The sequence below is a fragment of the Phaeobacter sp. CECT 5382 genome (assembly GCF_001457775.1).
Lineage (GTDB): Bacteria > Pseudomonadota > Alphaproteobacteria > Rhodobacterales > Rhodobacteraceae > Pseudophaeobacter.
Genome location: NZ_CYSG01000034.1, coordinates 1 through 15,260 on the forward strand (window position 1 = coordinate 1; position 15,260 = coordinate 15,260).

10 protein-coding genes, 2 tRNA genes and 2 pseudogenes are annotated in these 15,260 nt (G+C 53.7%); 8 read left to right on the forward strand and 6 right to left on the reverse strand.

What is annotated here, in order from left to right:
- Positions 1-412: 412 nt before the first annotated feature.
- The 4 genes and pseudogenes from PH5382_RS18860 to PH5382_RS20230 form a co-directional block, all read right to left on the reverse strand.
- Positions 413-1,948 carry a P-loop ATPase, Sll1717 family gene (locus PH5382_RS18860; protein WP_058335934.1) on the reverse strand — a complete coding sequence of 512 codons (1,536 nt, stop codon included), beginning with the start codon at positions 1,946-1,948 and terminating at the stop codon, positions 413-415.
- A gap of 131 nt (positions 1,949-2,079) precedes the next feature.
- The gene (locus tag PH5382_RS18865; protein WP_082645768.1) at positions 2,080-3,489 is read right to left on the reverse strand and encodes a DUF6538 domain-containing protein; all 1,410 of its coding nucleotides are present in this window, start codon (positions 3,487-3,489) and stop codon (positions 2,080-2,082) included.
- Between the two features lie 81 nt (positions 3,490-3,570).
- Positions 3,571-3,646, reverse strand: a tRNA-Thr gene (locus tag PH5382_RS18870).
- A 384-nt stretch (positions 3,647-4,030) separates the two neighbouring features.
- A pseudogene (locus PH5382_RS20230) lies at positions 4,031-4,407 on the reverse strand (hypothetical protein); the annotation flags it as partial.
- 227 nt (positions 4,408-4,634) lie between these two features.
- Here PH5382_RS20230 and PH5382_RS18880 point away from each other — a divergent pair.
- The 3 genes and pseudogenes from PH5382_RS18880 to PH5382_RS18890 all read left to right on the forward strand — a co-directional run.
- Complete coding sequence (locus PH5382_RS18880; RefSeq protein ID WP_058335936.1) at positions 4,635-4,874, forward strand: IS3 family transposase; 240 nt, start codon at positions 4,635-4,637, stop codon at positions 4,872-4,874.
- A gap of 28 nt (positions 4,875-4,902) precedes the next feature.
- Positions 4,903-5,787 (forward strand): IS3 family transposase, encoded by an 885-nt coding sequence (locus PH5382_RS18885; protein ID WP_082645770.1) that lies wholly within the window; start codon positions 4,903-4,905, stop codon positions 5,785-5,787.
- A gap of 75 nt (positions 5,788-5,862) precedes the next feature.
- A pseudogene (locus PH5382_RS18890) lies at positions 5,863-6,048 on the forward strand (integrase); the annotation flags it as partial.
- A gap of 258 nt (positions 6,049-6,306) precedes the next feature.
- On the opposite strand, the gene PH5382_RS18895 reads toward PH5382_RS18890, so the two are convergent.
- On the reverse strand, positions 6,307-8,010 hold the full coding sequence (locus PH5382_RS18895) for a cytochrome c oxidase subunit I (protein ID WP_058335938.1): 1,704 nt from the start codon (positions 8,008-8,010) through the stop codon (positions 6,307-6,309).
- A gap of 406 nt (positions 8,011-8,416) precedes the next feature.
- On the opposite strand from PH5382_RS18895, the gene PH5382_RS18900 reads away from it, so the two are divergent.
- Both PH5382_RS18900 and PH5382_RS18905 read left to right on the forward strand, forming a co-directional pair.
- The gene (locus tag PH5382_RS18900; RefSeq protein WP_058335939.1) at positions 8,417-8,842 is read left to right on the forward strand and encodes an HIT family protein; all 426 of its coding nucleotides are present in this window, start codon (positions 8,417-8,419) and stop codon (positions 8,840-8,842) included.
- Between the two features lie 835 nt (positions 8,843-9,677).
- On the forward strand, positions 9,678-11,108 hold the full coding sequence (locus PH5382_RS18905) for an alpha/beta hydrolase (protein ID WP_156414980.1): 1,431 nt from the start codon (positions 9,678-9,680) through the stop codon (positions 11,106-11,108).
- 90 nt (positions 11,109-11,198) lie between these two features.
- On the opposite strand, the gene lipB is transcribed toward PH5382_RS18905, so the two are convergent.
- Complete coding sequence (gene lipB, locus PH5382_RS18910; protein ID WP_058335941.1) at positions 11,199-11,852, reverse strand: lipoyl(octanoyl) transferase LipB; 654 nt, start codon at positions 11,850-11,852, stop codon at positions 11,199-11,201.
- Between the two features lie 129 nt (positions 11,853-11,981).
- Between lipB and PH5382_RS18915 the strand changes: the two genes are divergently transcribed.
- The 3 genes from PH5382_RS18915 (at position 11,982) to PH5382_RS18925 (ending at position 14,999) form a co-directional block, all read left to right on the forward strand.
- Positions 11,982-13,655 carry a peptidoglycan-binding domain-containing protein gene (locus PH5382_RS18915; protein WP_058335942.1) on the forward strand — a complete coding sequence of 558 codons (1,674 nt, stop codon included), beginning with the start codon at positions 11,982-11,984 and terminating at the stop codon, positions 13,653-13,655.
- Positions 13,656-13,808: 153 nt separating this feature from the next.
- Positions 13,809-13,895 (forward strand) — tRNA-Leu (locus PH5382_RS18920).
- Positions 13,896-14,036: 141 nt separating this feature from the next.
- On the forward strand, positions 14,037-14,999 hold the full coding sequence (locus PH5382_RS18925) for a tyrosine-type recombinase/integrase (RefSeq protein ID WP_058335943.1): 963 nt from the start codon (positions 14,037-14,039) through the stop codon (positions 14,997-14,999).
- The last annotated feature ends 261 nt before the right edge of the window (positions 15,000-15,260 follow it).

Below are 15,260 nucleotides of genomic sequence, written 5' to 3' on the forward strand. Positions count from 1 at the left end.
ACACATTAGTGGCCGTTGGAGGCGCGAAAACGTCAAGTTACTTGGGAAATGCGGGTTTAGAAATGTGTTCATCAAGCAAATTCGCCGTGTGTTTTTCTCATGAGACAATTCTTTCCGTGCCTGAGACGTTTCGCAGAGCCTTGCTCTATTGAGACCCCCACGCCCTAACTGACATCTATCGCTACTCAGCAAGAAATCTTTCAGAAGCCCCCCCTAGAACATAAAAAGTTCAACACATAGCTCTGCTACATTCACCAGGGGGGGGGCAAGGGGGGGAAGTTATTCACGGATATCCTAAGAAAAGGTGTTCAAAAATATGACCCCAAATTATTGCCACCGACAAGGGGAACTCGAACATTTCACAGGAAAGGTAAGCACTCGCGCGGCAAAAATAGAAAGTAGTGACGCAACATCAAGCATCAAACATTGCACTCTGCTTAATAATATCGACATTTCTATTTATTAGAAGGCCATCAGTGTAGCCCCTAAAGTAAAATAGCATCCTCTCATCAACCACCTCACCACTCTCTATGTTCCCGATTGCTCCGAGAACATACAGTTCCTTTAAGATATTCGCCCAATCAGTAGCCTTAAAGCCATCCAGCATTTCCGCCATATCAGGGTCTTCAGAAAAATCATCAAGTGCAGTCAAAAAATCTGAGAATTTGAACCTTCGCGGTAACCGAAAAAATACTTTCTTAAAAACTTCCATCTGCCTAGCCGAAAACCTAGAGCGAAGTGCTTCAGTATAGTCACTCCACATCGCCTCCCTAAGAGGCTTCCTAATCAATCTCTTGAAGGTGTCGGCTTTGAAAAAATTTCTCTTTCCATCAATTTTTTTCGCCTCATTGAACAATATGGACATGTCTCTCGGTCTATATGTCGTAAGGTCGAGTAAGGAGCCCTGTGTAAATCTCCCACTTCCTCTCGCATTAAAAAAAGGGAAATATTGCTTCACAACCCCGGCAGCATCCTCCTTAGACATAAACCTTCCACCAGGTCGGTTTGCATAGAAAATCCTTCTTATTATGATATCTAGAAGCGGGTGAGCAAACTCTGGATCATCATTAACCTTGGAGGTCCGCTGCCAAGAAATCTCATTCCCGAGGTCAGAAACGATCTTTGCAGAATCGCCCCCCAATATTCTTTCCGACACTTCTTTTCTGATAGCGCAGCAAATATATACAGGGATACTTTTCGAGCGAAAATCCTCATTCAGCTTCCTAATAATTCTGACTAGCGACGCCCCAATATTAACATCACGATCAAACTGCGCTTTGTTTTCAAAAGTAATTTCCAGCTCATCTACGAAAAGATATATTGGCTTCTGAGGTGGCCTCTCGGACAAAATGTGTGTCACCGAACTGAAAAGGTGTTCAAGGTTTGCTATATTTTCAAACCCACCCTCCAACTTAAAGCTAGGGGCCTTGCTAATCTCTGCGGCCCATCGTTCCATCGTAGGTGCCTTACTCAATATTCCCTTGAGCAGACCACCAGCATCTCCAGAAGATTGACCTCGCACAAATTGAAGCAGTTTTTTGTGACGACTGTGGTCACTCTCAAAAAGGACCTTGGAAATCAAAAGATAAATAAATGATTGCCAGTACTCATCGTAATTTTCGATCCCTTCGAAGTCAGTGGATGTGGCCAAGATATTTGTCCCGCCCCCTTCTCCGTTTAACTCCTGAAGGGAATCGGAAAAATAAACAAATCGAGTATGAGCACTACTTCTCTTCTCGATCTCCATGTATTTCAGAAAGGCCGATTTGCCACTTCCTTTAAGTCCGAAAACAAAAGATTTATTCCCCTTGTAATAGTCGCGCTTGTCAATCCCAAATGGGTCCACATAAATTCTCTTGAAAAGGTCCTCATTAAAAGCATCGTGAGTTGCAGCATGCCTAGCGTCACGAGGGCCAAAATCTATATGTGAAATATTTTTGAATTCCATATCGATGCCTTTTACAAGTCTCACTGAAGGGATACTCTCTACGTAAGGGGGGCGTCAAACCCTGATTGCAAGAACCGGATACTGAGCCCCTCAAGGTTGAGGTTTTCGCCACGGGACATGCCCCTCCACTCTTAAAACGTTCTGAATTCTAAGACCCCCCAAAGCTCAATTGCCTCTTCTAAGTATCGTGCCTGCAAATCAAGCAGATCATCATCTCCGTAGCCACTCGCCGCACCACCTTCACCGTGCCCGTGTCCAAATAACAAAAGTTGGAAGTTCGCCGGAGCAACACGTCTCAGGTAGTTCTTAAGGGTATGTCGCAGGGAATACGGTACTTTCCGGCCCTTCTCCCAGACCCCAGCCGCCTTCATCATCTTAATCAGGACCGCAGAAAGAGTGTTGCTGTTTGGCCTTGAAGCGTAGCGGGGAAACACTGCATCGACACGCTCGCTTCTGTCTGCCAGTCGGCTCTGCATCATGTGCAGCGCCGCCCCTACCAATGGAATGCGCCTAGGACGCTCCCCCGTCTTGAGGCGGCGAGTACCATTTGCCCTGATTTCAAAGTGAGGAACACTATCGGTCAGCTTCACTTCACTCCAGAGGAGCCCCCTGATTTCATTGGGGCCAGCCCCCGTGAACATCATCAGTAGCCATATATCGGCGGCATCTGAGTTCATTTTTTTCACATGCGGAATGGTCAGTCGAATTTCTTCCAAGGAAAGGCTGGCTCGCTTGACCTCCCCGGCTGTTCCATCATCCTGCGGAAGTTCGATACCGTCAAAAGGGTTTTCCCAAGAGGTGAGTCTGAAGCGCTTTTTGCTATGGTTCAGCACGGCGTTCACGGTGTTCATGCGGCGCTCAATTGTCGAGATCGCATTTCCCTTGTCTCTCAAGCTATCCCGGTAAGAATAGGCGTGGTCAAAGGAGAGCGCTTCCAGGGACGGATTCTCTAAACCTATGGCTTCTTCGATCCCATTCAGGACAAGTCCAACCTGCTTAGAAATATCTCGGTAGGTTGCTCGGGCCTCTCGGTCCTTCAGATAGCTGTCAGCAGCGTCTCTTAGGGTCACTGGAGGGCGCTCTATGCCTTTGAGCTGCGCCTCCAAGAGCACGTCAAAACTTGAGGGAGCTGGATTGTTAGCGAACTTTGCTCCCAATTGCTGAGATGACAGTTTCTCGGCTTCCTTTCGGACCGCATCAGTGAAGTCCTGATACTTTCCTTGCTCAAGCTCTAAATCCACGGGCCCAATGTGCTTGTCACGAGGGGTCGCTAGGCCATGCTCAATTGCCGCCTTCTGAGCGATCTCCCATCTGATTTGTTCAGTGGAAACCTTTGAGCGTCTACCTGCCATTGCTTCATACTTGGCGTGAGCAACCTTCCAAGCTTCATAGATCTCAGCAGGATCTTTTGTACCAAGAGACCACTCCACAGCATTTTTCCCAAATACGCCTCGGAGATCTTCAGGGACTCGCCTGCGATACTTGGCATTTGCTGTTGCTGTAGCGGGTTTGAGATGCGGTAAATCCAAGGCAATCCTCATGTGCGCCACCACAGAATGTGTAGCGTTTGTGTAGTGGTATATCCACTAACACCATGAAAATACTGCAATTTCAATGATAAATGGTGCCCCCACACGGACTCGAACCGCGGACCTACTGATTACAAATCAGTTGCTCTACCAGCTGAGCTATAGGGGCACTCTTTCATTTCAAAGACTTACAAGTTCCTACCAATGTGGAATCCTACAGTCGCAGCGACCTTCTACACCAAATGATTTTATGCGCAAGAGCCTTTCGTCAAAAATTTTGGCCTCGCCAATATGGCAAGGTCTCGAGCTTCCAAGATTTCAAATCTTCACTCTTAGCCAGCAGAAGTTCATGTAGGTTTTTTTTCCTAGAACTGCATGTTTTCCTGCTTCAGTTCAGCTTGGAAACCCTCACTTACAAAAGCTATCTCAGCCCAGGCCAACGATTTTCTGGTTTTGATATTCAATATTCAGAGGAGCGTTTTTATGCACTGCGACGGCTTTGTTGCGAAAATCGGGTACCGGTCGGAGCTCCCCCTTTCCACAGGCGGACTTTTCCTTGGGCCTCGGTGACAAGTATGCCAAGAACAGCGTAGCCGACCTGCGCGGCAATGCAAATTTGGACCTCCACAACCTGCCTTTCAAAGCCCCTAGCCACGAGACATTGCCCCATTAGCTTCACGCAATGCATCCGCTGTCCGGCAGGGTTCTGCAAGGCATGATCCCGAGAGGGCAGTCTCGCCACGACTTCGGCGGTGGTATCCGCACCATCGTCGCCACACTGTGCGGTCTAGGTATCGTTGCGCACCAACCGCTTCGTTGCGTCGCTGTGACTCCGGCGTTCGCGGGCTTCCTTTATTTGACGTTCTTGCCAGGCGGGATGACCGCATGGGTATTTCGGGCAGCTATCGTCTCGTGGCATCTACCCGTGTCAGACCATCTCAGGTATCATATCAGATCGACAACGATCCACTCCGCTTCAAACTAATATTGTTAGACGACTAGTTTGTGGTCTTGTTGTTTGTTGGGGCTCAATTGCTCATGCCTCTCAGCTATCGGGCTAGGTTTGGGACATGAATCCTGAGCTCCCCCCGAAATTCGGACACTGACGTAAGCTGCGATTTGTAGTCAGCGGATCTTCAATACGAAGGAGATTAGATATGTCAAAACGGAAGCAACATCACCCTGAGTTTAAGGCCAAGGTCGCATTGGAAGCGCTGAAGGGCGAGGAGACGGTCAGCGAACTGGCCAGTCGGTTTGGCATGCACCCTACAATGATCCATCAGTGGAAGCGGGCTCTTCTGGAGGGCGCGTCTGATGTATTTGAGCGCGGCGGACGGAAAGCACCGGACGTCGATGAAGAGCAGGTCAAAGACTGGCACGCGAAGATCGGGGAATGAGCCCTTGTCCGCCATTGGTCCGAGGACAATGGGCGAATGCCGTCGCCAACGATTTTTTGGCCAGAAAGCTCAAACCCTAGACCGGCAAGTGAGGCGCAAGATGATTGAATCGAACCTGCCAGGCCTGTCGGTTGGCAAGCAATGTGCCTTGCTGTCGATCTCACGATCCTCGTTTTACTATGAGCCGAAGGGCGAGAGTGAGATGAACCTCGATCTGATGCGCCTGATCGACAAGCAGTTTCTGGAGACCCCGTTTTACGGTGTTCGTCAGATGGCATGGCACCTGCGCCACGAAAACCATCTCGTCAATGAGAAGCGGATCAGACGTCTGATGCGTTTGATGGGTCTAATGCCGATCTATCAAAAGCCCACCCCTAGCAAGGCAGCGAAGGGGCATATGATCTACCCCTACTTGCTACGTGGCCTGCGCGTGGATCGGCCCAATCAAGTTTGGTGTGCTGACATCACATATCTGCCTATGCGGCGGGGATTCCTATATCTGGTCACGATCATGGACTGGCACACCCGCAAGGTGCTGGCTTGGCGGATATCAAATACGTTGGAGGCTGGCTTCTGCGTGGATGCGCTGAATGAGGCGATGCACACGTTCGGCCCGCCTGAGATTATGAACACGGATCAAGGGTCCCAGTTCACGTCGTTTGCTTGGACGGACAGATTGCGGGGCTCAAACCTGCGCATCTCAATGGATGGCAAAGGCCGCTTTCTCGACAACATCTTCGTCGAACGGCTCTGGCGATCCCTGAAGTATGAATGCGTCTACCTGCATGCTTGGGAAACCGGATCTGAGGCGAAGGCAGGCGTCAGAAAGTGGATCGACTTCTATAATCACAAGCGTCCACATGCCGCCACCAAAAGCAGTCATTCAGCGCACTTCAGCATGGGGCCAATCTGAGGCCAAACCTCGTATGCTTCCACATCGGCAGACTGCCGAAGATGTGGTGGGGTACGGCGGTTTGGAGGACACGTCATGTCACATCTCAATCTTCCGGCCATCCGCGCGAAACGCATCCCTTGGAACAAAGGCCGCATCATCGGTCAGAAGCGCCCGTTGCTGCCCAAACATGTCTGGGCCATCCGCGTGCGTCTGGAACTTGCGGGCAAGCTGCACGACCTCGCGCTCTTTAATATGGCCATCGACAGCAAGCTGAGGGGTTGGGCAAGTATCAAGCCCCCACATCAGGCGAATATGTATCTAGAGATTGCCCACCGGCCATATACAGTGTCGGATCTGCTTCCAGATCCTCACGAGAACAGTGATCATCGTAGCTCTTTTCGTCGGCATCGCCGTCTCAGTATTCAACCGACAACGCGATTTGCAGCGAAGGTAGGTGAGGGGGCTGCAGGTTCGGGCTGAAAAAGAAAAAGCCCCCAAGAAAACTTGGAGGCTTTTCAGTTGGTTTTGATCCATCAATTAGTGTGAATGAGAACGGTCCCATTCTTCCTGCTTGGGCAGGATCTCGAAGGTGTGCTCTGGCGGGGGCGAGGGCAGGGTCCATTCGAGAGTGTCGGCATATTCATTCCAGTAGTTGTTCTGGGTGATGCGGGCGCCGCGCAGCAGCGAGTAGATCACCACACCAAAGAACAGAATGAACGATGCAAAGGACAGGAACGCGCCATAGGACGAGATCTTGTTCCAGTAGGCGAAGCCTTCGGGATAGTCGATATAACGACGTGGCATGCCCTGACGACCCAGGAAGTGCTGAGGGAAGAAGGTCAGGTTGGCACCGATGAAGAACATCCAGAAGTGAATCTGTGCGCCCAGCTCGTTGTACTGACGACCGGTCATCTTACCGAAGTAGAAGTAGATACCCGAGAAGATGGCAAAGACTGCACCCAGCGACATCACATAGTGGAAGTGAGCAACCACATAGTAGGTGTCGTGATAGGCGCGGTCGACAGCGGCCTGGGACAGAACCACACCCGTGACACCACCAACGGTGAACAGGAACAGAAAGCCAAAGGCGAACATCATAGGCGCTTTGAACGAGATGGAACCGCCCCACATGGTGGCAATCCACGAGAACACCTTAACACCAGTAGGCACCGCGATGACCATAGTGGCCAGCATGAAGTAGGCCTGTTGGTTCAGCGACATGCCGACAGTGTACATGTGGTGCGCCCAAACGACGAAGCCCAGAACACCAATCGCGATGATCGCCCAGACCATTGGCAGGTAGCCAAACACGGGCTTGCGCGAGAAGGTGGCGATCACGTGACTGATGATACCAAAGCCTGGCAGGATCACGATGTAGACTTCGGGGTGACCAAAGAACCACAGGATGTGCTGATACAGGATCGGATCACCACCACCGGCGGGATCAAAGAAGGTGAAGCCAAAGTTGCGGTCCATCAGCAGCATGGTGATGGCGCCGGCCAGAACAGGCAGGGACAGCAGGATCAGCCAGGAGGTGACAAAGATTGACCAGCTGAACAAAGGCACCTTGAACAGGGTCATGCCGGGAGCACGCATGTTCAGGAAGGTGGTGATCATGTTGATCGCACCCAGGATGGAGGATGCACCAGACACGTGCACGGCAAAGATTGCCAGATCCATCGAGTAGCCGCCTTCATTGACCGACAGCGGCGGGTACAGAACCCAGCCCACGCCGGAGCCCAACTGACCATTGCCGCCAGGCGAAACAACAGATGCAACTGCCAGCGAAGTACCGGCTACATAAAGCCAGAAGCTGAGGTTGTTCATCCGTGGGAACGCCATGTCAGGCGCGCCAATCTGCAGCGGCATGAAGTAGTTGCCAAAGCCGCCGAACAGCGCCGGGATTACCACAAAGAACATCATCAAGATGCCGTGGGCGGTGATCAGCACGTTCCAGAGATGCCCGTTCGGGGTACATTCACCGGGAACCGATGCTGCCATCGAGCTCAAAAAGCCGCTGATGAAACCTTTGTCCAGGTGCTCCATGCACATGTACTGAACACCGGGGTTCATCAGTTCAAGCCGCATATAAACGGTGAACGCGACAGAGATAAAACCTACAAGCGCCGAAACGATGAGGTAGAGAATGCCGATATCCTTATGGTTCGTGCTCATGAACCAGCGGGTGAAAAAACCGCGCTCGTCTTCGTGGCCGTGACCATGAATGGCTGCGTCTGCCATATAAGGGTGCCTCCTGTTGCATAACTTTCGGCCCCAGGAAACACTCCAGGCGGCCATAGACTCATCGGTGGTTTTAGAGTGCCGGTCAGAAGCCTTCAATGGCGGAGTTTGATCTGGATCAAGATTAATTGTCGCGGGCACTTGTTTTGGTACCGATTTGGCCGTTTTGAACGGCGATGCGGCCTAAATGCACCTGTGTGGCCAGTTTCCAAGGGGCTTTGTGGGCGTCTGGTGGATCTGTGGCCTGTTCTAGGACCTGTCCTGTCGCAACCTAGCCACAACCGGACATTCCCGGACATTCATAGGGCAGGCCATGATCTGGAAGGTCCGAGGTTGCGCAGGGACTTGACCCGCGCCCAGAGGCCTAGCACAACCGGGTTGCATCAGTTTTAACGGAGTGCCGCAGATGGCGACTTATGATCCCGACAACATCTTTGCCAAGCTTCTGCGCGGCGAAATTCCCGCCGCCCGCGTCTATGAAGACGACGACACTCTGGCTTTTATGGATATCATGCCCCGCGCAGACGGGCACTTGCTCGTCATCCCCAAAACGCCCTGTCGCAATGTGTTGGATGCCAGCCCAGAACAACTCGCCAGCGTCATGCAGACGGTTCAGAAGCTGGGCCATGCGGTCCTCCGGGCCTTTGATGCCGATGGTGTGACGCTGCAGCAGTTCAATGAGGCCGCTGGTGGCCAAGAAGTTTTCCATCTGCATTTTCATATCCTACCGCGTAAGGAAGGTGACCGGCTGCGCCCTCCGGGTGTGATGGGTGATCAGACGCTCATTCAGCAGCAGGCAGAAAAAATCCGGGCGGCAATTGCGGAGCTTTAACGATAGGGCGATACCGTGGCGAAAAAATACCAATTTTGCATTGGTTGCGTCCACTTTAGTTGAAAATCTATCTAAGGGCGTATAGCTTTCAAAAAATGAAACCGGGCGCTGCTTTTGGACAAGAGTTCCGGGCAGCGCCCTGGTCGGGAACCCATGCTGCGCTTGACGGAGGTTTCTGGCAACGCCCGTACCGGATTGGGTTTGGAAATACGTATTGAATTTTGATCCCTATTTTGGGGTGGCATTTTACGGCACTGTGATTGTTTGGGCTGAATTAGCAGTCTGAATTTGACCTTTCGGTTATGGGTTCGGGGGCAGGCTGGCTGCAAAGCCGCTTTGGATCTGGTGCCCTGCGCCAAGCGGAACGACGGCGAAATTGCAGTAGGTTGCTGATCCGTCGGAATTAGACCTAATTTTTGTCTGGTTGATTTGGGTAATTGAGTATGAGGGTACCGTGACAAAGTCCTTGCATTTGCCAAGTCCTTCCCGGGATCAGATTGTTGCGGCCATCTATGAAACAGTTCTGCGGCCAGAGCTATTTGACAGGTTTTCTCCGCAACAACAGACAGACCAGAACGCACCACCTGCCGCCAGCCCTGCTGAAGTGAGCCCTGTTTTCAAAGCGCCAGAGCTCCAGGCCCATTTTGCCAGGGCCTTGGAGATACTGGAGCAAAGATGGGTTCAGCTGGGGCGACCTGATCCACTAAACGCTTTGAGCCGGGAGGACTCCTATGACCAGACCGAGGGCGTGGTTATTGGAAATCGTCATTGGCTTGTGCTGGATCACTCGGGGGGACTCTTGAACGGCTCCAGGCAAGCCCTGCTGGACATAGGGATGTCGGACATGGACGTGTCGGACGGCGGAGCGCGGGGCAGGGAGAAACAGGAAAAGCCCGTCACCGAACTGTCAGCAGATCTCCAGCTGACGGCGGCGTCCGAACGTCGCTGGTCGGACTTTAGGGAATGCGTTGCCGCAGGACGGTTTTCCTGGCGTGATGTTTTGGTTTTGGCAACCTCGAAAGTGGATCGTAAACTGATATGCCGCCCGATCTTGATCGGGGTGGGCCAAATGGAGGTGGCGATCAGCGTCGAAGCACTGGACGTGGTCTGGCACACCGGAGCCGAGAAAATGATAGCGCAGACCTTTGGTCTGGAGATATTTGAAATATTGCTGTTGCGGGAACTTGTGACTGGGCGCTCTCAGAAAGGGCGCCGCAAAAGCGAAGTGAGCGCAGGATGCGCTGATTTTCCGGTCGGCGGCGATGCTTTGTCTCTCATAGCCGCCAAGGCGGGTGCACCTGGCGTGGCAGAGCTGATCCGATTGGTGGGTTTCCTGATGCACGAACAGGCTTCCGATCAGGCAATTGCAGAGGGGCGGGCCCTGCCATCGAGCAGACTGATCTATGATCAGGATGGCTCACCGACTCAGGTGTTCCGACTGGGCTCTGAAACCGGGCAACCCGTCATTTTTCTGCACGGCATGATGGATGGGATTGCAGGAATTCAACGCATGCAGCTTCAGTTGCGCACCTGTGGGTTTCGTGTCTACGCTCCGCTGCGCGGCGGATATGGGGCTTCGGGCTCTGCACCAAAACATGGATCCCAGCTTTCGGCCTGCATTGCCCAGATCGAAACGCTGATTGAGCAGGAAAAATTGCAACGGCCGATCTTGCTGGGCCACCGCAGCGGTGTGGTCTATGCTCGTGCGGTCGCGCTGAGCCTGCGCGAGCGCATTGGCGGAATTGTTGGTGTTTCTCCGACACCACCTTTGAAGCAGGCGCGTGACTACCGCACCCTGAGTGGCTATCAACGTGGTCTGACGTTTTGCGCCCGATTTGCGCCGGCCCTGCTTCCATTAGCGCTTAAAAGCTGGTCGCGATCCATGCTGCGGCGCGGGGCGGGCAGTTTGGTGCGGCGACAGGCAAAGCCTGGCACTAGGGCACAGGTGCAGCTCAACAAATTGGAGCTGGATCCCCTGTTGTGTCAAAGCCAAGCCATGATGATGAAACAGGATGGCGCAGGTTTTCTGGCTGATCTGTTGCTGGCTACCAGCGATTGGCGCAAAGATATTGTCGGACCTAGCGGGGCCGCGATTTATCTCTGTGGCGATGACCAGCCTTCTGTGCGCCAGGATGGCTTGTATCCGGTCATGTCGGGCATGGAAAAAGTGCAAACGCGGGTATGCAGCGGAACGGGCAGCGTATTGCTTTATGTTGGCCCTGAACTGGTCCTCGCAGCCTTGGAAGAGATGTCCTCTGGAAGGTGAGCAGAGAGTTCCGATCCAACTGTTGGTCAAAGTTCTGAACCGGGGCCTGTCAGGATCCGGATAGGATCTGTTGAAGGTATCTTCCCGCCCTCACTCTGTAGAAAATACCTGCGCAAAGCTGCGTTTCAGAGCAACATCTACATCTGTCAGATCAACTGGCAAGCCAAGGTCGACCAGACTGGTCACCCCATGTTCCTGGATGCCACAGGGAACAATGCCGCCAAAATGCGACAGATCCGGTTCAACGTTAATCGAAATGCCGTGAAAGCTGACCCATTTGCGAAGCCGAATGCCGATGGCTGCGACCTTGTCTTCGCTGAGACTGCCATCCGGGCGCAGGGGTTTGTCGGGACGCTCGACCCAGACACCGACGCGCCCGTCGCGGATGTGGCCGGTGATATTGAATTCCGCCAGTGCAAGGATCACCCAGGTTTCCAGCTCCTTTACAAACCGGCGTACATCATGGCCACGTTTGCCAACATCGAGCATGACATAAACAACGCGCTGACCTGGGCCATGATAGGTATACTGCCCACCACGTTTGGACGGATAGACCGGAAACCGGTCGGGGTCGGTCAGATCTTCAATCTTGGCAGAAGTGCCAGCAGTATAAAGCGGCGGGTGTTCCAGCAGCCAGATGCATTCATCAGCCTTGCCCGCTGCAATATCGGCCGCGCGGCTTTCCATGAAACTGATGGCCTCCTCGTAATCTACGAGGCTGTCGGAAGTGACCCATTCTACCATCGGATATCCTGTCTCTGGTGGTTAAGGTCTGGAAACCCTGACCATGAATTATTGACGAAATCACTAGGTCCGCAGGGGTAACCTGCGCTAAGTTGATTCCATATTTTGCATCTATAGAGGGGGAGTGACATGTTTTCAAAGTCACTAAAGCCAGCATTGGCCGCAACCATCGTTTTGACATCCGCAGCCGGACCGACAGCAGCAGACAATCTGGGGGCCGCTTTGGTTGGCGGGCTGATTGGTGGTGCCATCATCAATGAGGTCAACCGAAACAAACGCACGACGACCCGGCGCAGCACGACCCGCAGCTATTCGCCAGCGCGGGCGCAAAACCGTGAGACGCAGACGTCGCTGAACTACTTTGGCTTTCCCGCAGGCACGCCTGATGGGGTGATGGGGCGCAAGTCGCGCACGGCCATCGGCCAGTATCAGGCCTTCATGGGCTTTCCCACGACCGGTCAGCTGACCCCCTATGAGCGGGACTTTCTGGTGTCGTCCTACAGTCGTGCCCAGATTGGTGGCCCGCAGGTCATCAAGGCGATGCAGGGTCAGAATGGGGTGCGCGGTCTGCTGCACACCTGGCGCGACGAGGCCGCAGGCGTCCGCAGTGCAGGGTTGACCTACAGCGGCTCCGGGTATGGTGGTCTGCCCATCGAAGTAAGCCAGGCGGTTGATGAAATCGCCGCCAGTGCTGAACCCAGCGCCGACCAGTTGCTGCAGCGGTCAGGCTTTATGCATCTGGCGGATCTGAACGGCGACGGGCGCAACGACTACATGATCGATACCTCGGTCTCTGGCAGCTCGTTCTGGTGCGGGGCCTCGCATTGTTCCGTCATGGTCTTTGCCTCAACTCCGCAGGGCTATCAGCGCAACGACTTCATGGCGCGTGGCGTGACCACCGCGAGCTTCTCTTGCCATCAGGGCGTCTGCCGGATGAACGAGGGCACACAGATGGCCAGCGTCGCAGCACCAACAGCGTCGGCTCAAAATGGCACTGTCATGGCCGCAGCACCCGCGCCTACCGCCGTTGCTCCGGCTCCGGTGACGACAACAGCCGCTGCTCCGGCCCCGGCGCAACCGCTGGGTGGAATTCAGCTTTTCAGCGCGCCAGCAGCAAGTGCGCCGGTCTTGTCGCTGGCCAGCCACTGCAGCAAGCTGAGTCTGCTGACCGGCTCAAATGGCGGTTACATGACCCAGGCCACCATGACCGATCCTGAACTCGCCCTCGGAGAGCAGTTCTGTCTGGCGCGATCCTATGCGATCAATGCGGGCGAAAGCATGGTTGCGAAGCTTGGTGGAGTAACGCAGGCGCAGATCGACAGCCAGTGTGATGCATTTGGACCAGCGGTACAGCCCTATCTTGCGCAGCTGGGCAGTGCTTCCAGTGCCGCGGTCGTTGCAGATGTGCAGAAATTCGTGCTGCAGTCCAACATGTCGATCGAGCAGCTGTCCAACACAGCCGGGATCTGCATGTTCTCAGGATATCGTCGTGACAATATGGATGTTGCGCTCGGCGCGGCCCTGATCATGGTCGGCATTGGTCAGCGCCCCTATGGAGAGCTGATTGGACACCATCTGTCGCAGGGCTTTGGCGTGGCGAAGTCCACGGCGCAGGCTCAGGACTGGTACGCCTTGTCAATCGGTGCGCTGGAGTCCGGGGCACAACCGGTCTTTGCTCCTGGTCAGCCTGAGCGTACTGCTCTGATCAAGGCGGCATCTGCACGGCTGGGTGGCGCAACCCTGGCGCAGCCAGTTCCCGCCGCCGCAAGTGGGTCGGCCTTGCCAACCTTCTCGAACAACTGACATTTCCTTGTGATCCACAGATTTACCAGCGGCTGCCAAATCTTGGTGGCCGCTGTTTTTTCAGGCAATCGCCAAAAGATTGAGAAAGGGTGATTTTGTCTCTTCACATCTCGGATCAGCTCGTCTAATACGCCTTCACCAAGCCTAGACAGTGCGGTCGTGGCGGAATTGGTAGACGCGCAGCGTTGAGGTCGCTGTGGGGTAACACCCGTGGAAGTTCGAGTCTTCTCGACCGCACCATCATTCAAACCGATTTGTACGTGTTTGAACATTTATATATACAAAATAAGAGTGTTACGGGATTTGCTGAACTGAGTGGCTACCCATGATGTGCGGGAATGTGTATTCGTTTACGCATATTTTCCGCACGGTGCGTAATTCATGGCGTCTTTTCGTAAGCTAAAAACTGGATACCGGGCAGAGATTGCCCGTAACGGTGTCCGAAAGTCAAAGGTATTCCCAACAAAGCAAGAGGCCAAGGATTGGGCTGCTCGGGCGGAATATGAGGTTCTGAACCACGACAAAGTGGCGGCCAAGCTAACGCTGGGCGAGGTGTTCGAGCGTTATGCTCGCGAGGTCTCGCCATCAAAACGGGGTCACCGTTGGGAGGCAATACGGCTGGAAAAGATTGGGCGAGACGCAATCGCCAAGATCCGGCTGGAGGACTTGTCTGCCAAAGACTTCTCAAAGTGGCGAGACATGCGGTTAAAGGAGGTCGCGCCCGCGAGCGTCATCCGAGAGATGCAGCTCATGTCATCAGTGCTGACTGTTGCTCGGAGGGACTGGGAACTGATTGCGGTGAACCCTCTTAGCGATGTGCGTAAGCCAGCAAAGCCTCCGGCGCGCGACCGCCTGCCGACACTGGCGGAGATCGAGGCGATGCAATTCAGTGCGGGTGAGGATCTGGAAAAGGCCACGGCGCGGGCCTTCCATGCTTTTAAGTTCGCAATGGTCACTGCTATGCGAGCCGGTGAGATTGCGGGTTTGGACTGGGATAGAGTAGATTTGGACCGCCGGGTGGCTCTTCTGACGCATACCAAGAACGGGAGGCCTCGCGAGGTGCCGTTATCGACCAAGGCTGTTGAGCTGCTAAGAGAGTTGCCGGATCTTGATCCGGTGTTCGGCCTTTCATCGCGGCAATTGGATGTCTTGTTTCGAAAGCTGCGAGATCGAGCAGCGGTCTCGGGCTTGACGTTTCATGACTCCCGCCATGCGGCGATTACGGCGCTGTCAACAAAGCTGGATGTTCTGGCGCTTGCCCGAATGGTTGGGCATACCGATTTGAGACAGTTGCGGGTGTATTATAATGAAAGCGCCGAGGAGCTTGCTAAGCGCCTCGATTAGGCATCGGAGCTCCTGTGACAAGGGCAGCTTTGCGCAGATAGCGCCCTTTGCAAAGTCCATCTTTCGGCCTGGCCTCTGGGCGAATATTTTGGGCCACCATCTGCTTCATGCGTAGTGAACAACCCACCTGTAGATGCTAGCGGGCCAGGTCAATAGGTAGCTGCAGAGAAATTCTAGCGCATTGCGCGCTCGTTACATTGGACTAACCCGCATTTCCCAAGTAACTTGACGTTTTCGCGCCTCCAACGGCCACTAATGTGT

Excerpts from the sequence above, each read along its gene's own strand:
- PH5382_RS18860 (WP_058335934.1), bottom strand. The coding sequence starts at position 1,948 with ATGGAATTCAAAAATATTTCACATATAGATTTTGGCCCTCGTGACGCT.
- PH5382_RS18865 (WP_082645768.1), bottom strand. The coding sequence starts at position 3,489 with ATGAGGATTGCCTTGGATTTACCGCATCTCAAACCCGCTACAGCAACA.
- PH5382_RS18880 (WP_058335936.1), top strand. The coding sequence starts at position 4,635 with ATGTCAAAACGGAAGCAACATCACCCTGAGTTTAAGGCCAAGGTCGCA.
- PH5382_RS18885 (WP_082645770.1), top strand. The coding sequence starts at position 4,903 with ATGGGCGAATGCCGTCGCCAACGATTTTTTGGCCAGAAAGCTCAAACC.
- PH5382_RS18895 (WP_058335938.1), bottom strand. The coding sequence starts at position 8,010 with ATGGCAGACGCAGCCATTCATGGTCACGGCCACGAAGACGAGCGCGGT.
- PH5382_RS18900 (WP_058335939.1), top strand. The coding sequence starts at position 8,417 with ATGGCGACTTATGATCCCGACAACATCTTTGCCAAGCTTCTGCGCGGC.
- PH5382_RS18905 (WP_156414980.1), top strand. The coding sequence starts at position 9,678 with ATGTCGGACATGGACGTGTCGGACGGCGGAGCGCGGGGCAGGGAGAAA.
- lipB (WP_058335941.1), bottom strand. The coding sequence starts at position 11,852 with ATGGTAGAATGGGTCACTTCCGACAGCCTCGTAGATTACGAGGAGGCC.
- PH5382_RS18915 (WP_058335942.1), top strand. The coding sequence starts at position 11,982 with ATGTTTTCAAAGTCACTAAAGCCAGCATTGGCCGCAACCATCGTTTTG.
- PH5382_RS18925 (WP_058335943.1), top strand. The coding sequence starts at position 14,037 with ATGGCGTCTTTTCGTAAGCTAAAAACTGGATACCGGGCAGAGATTGCC.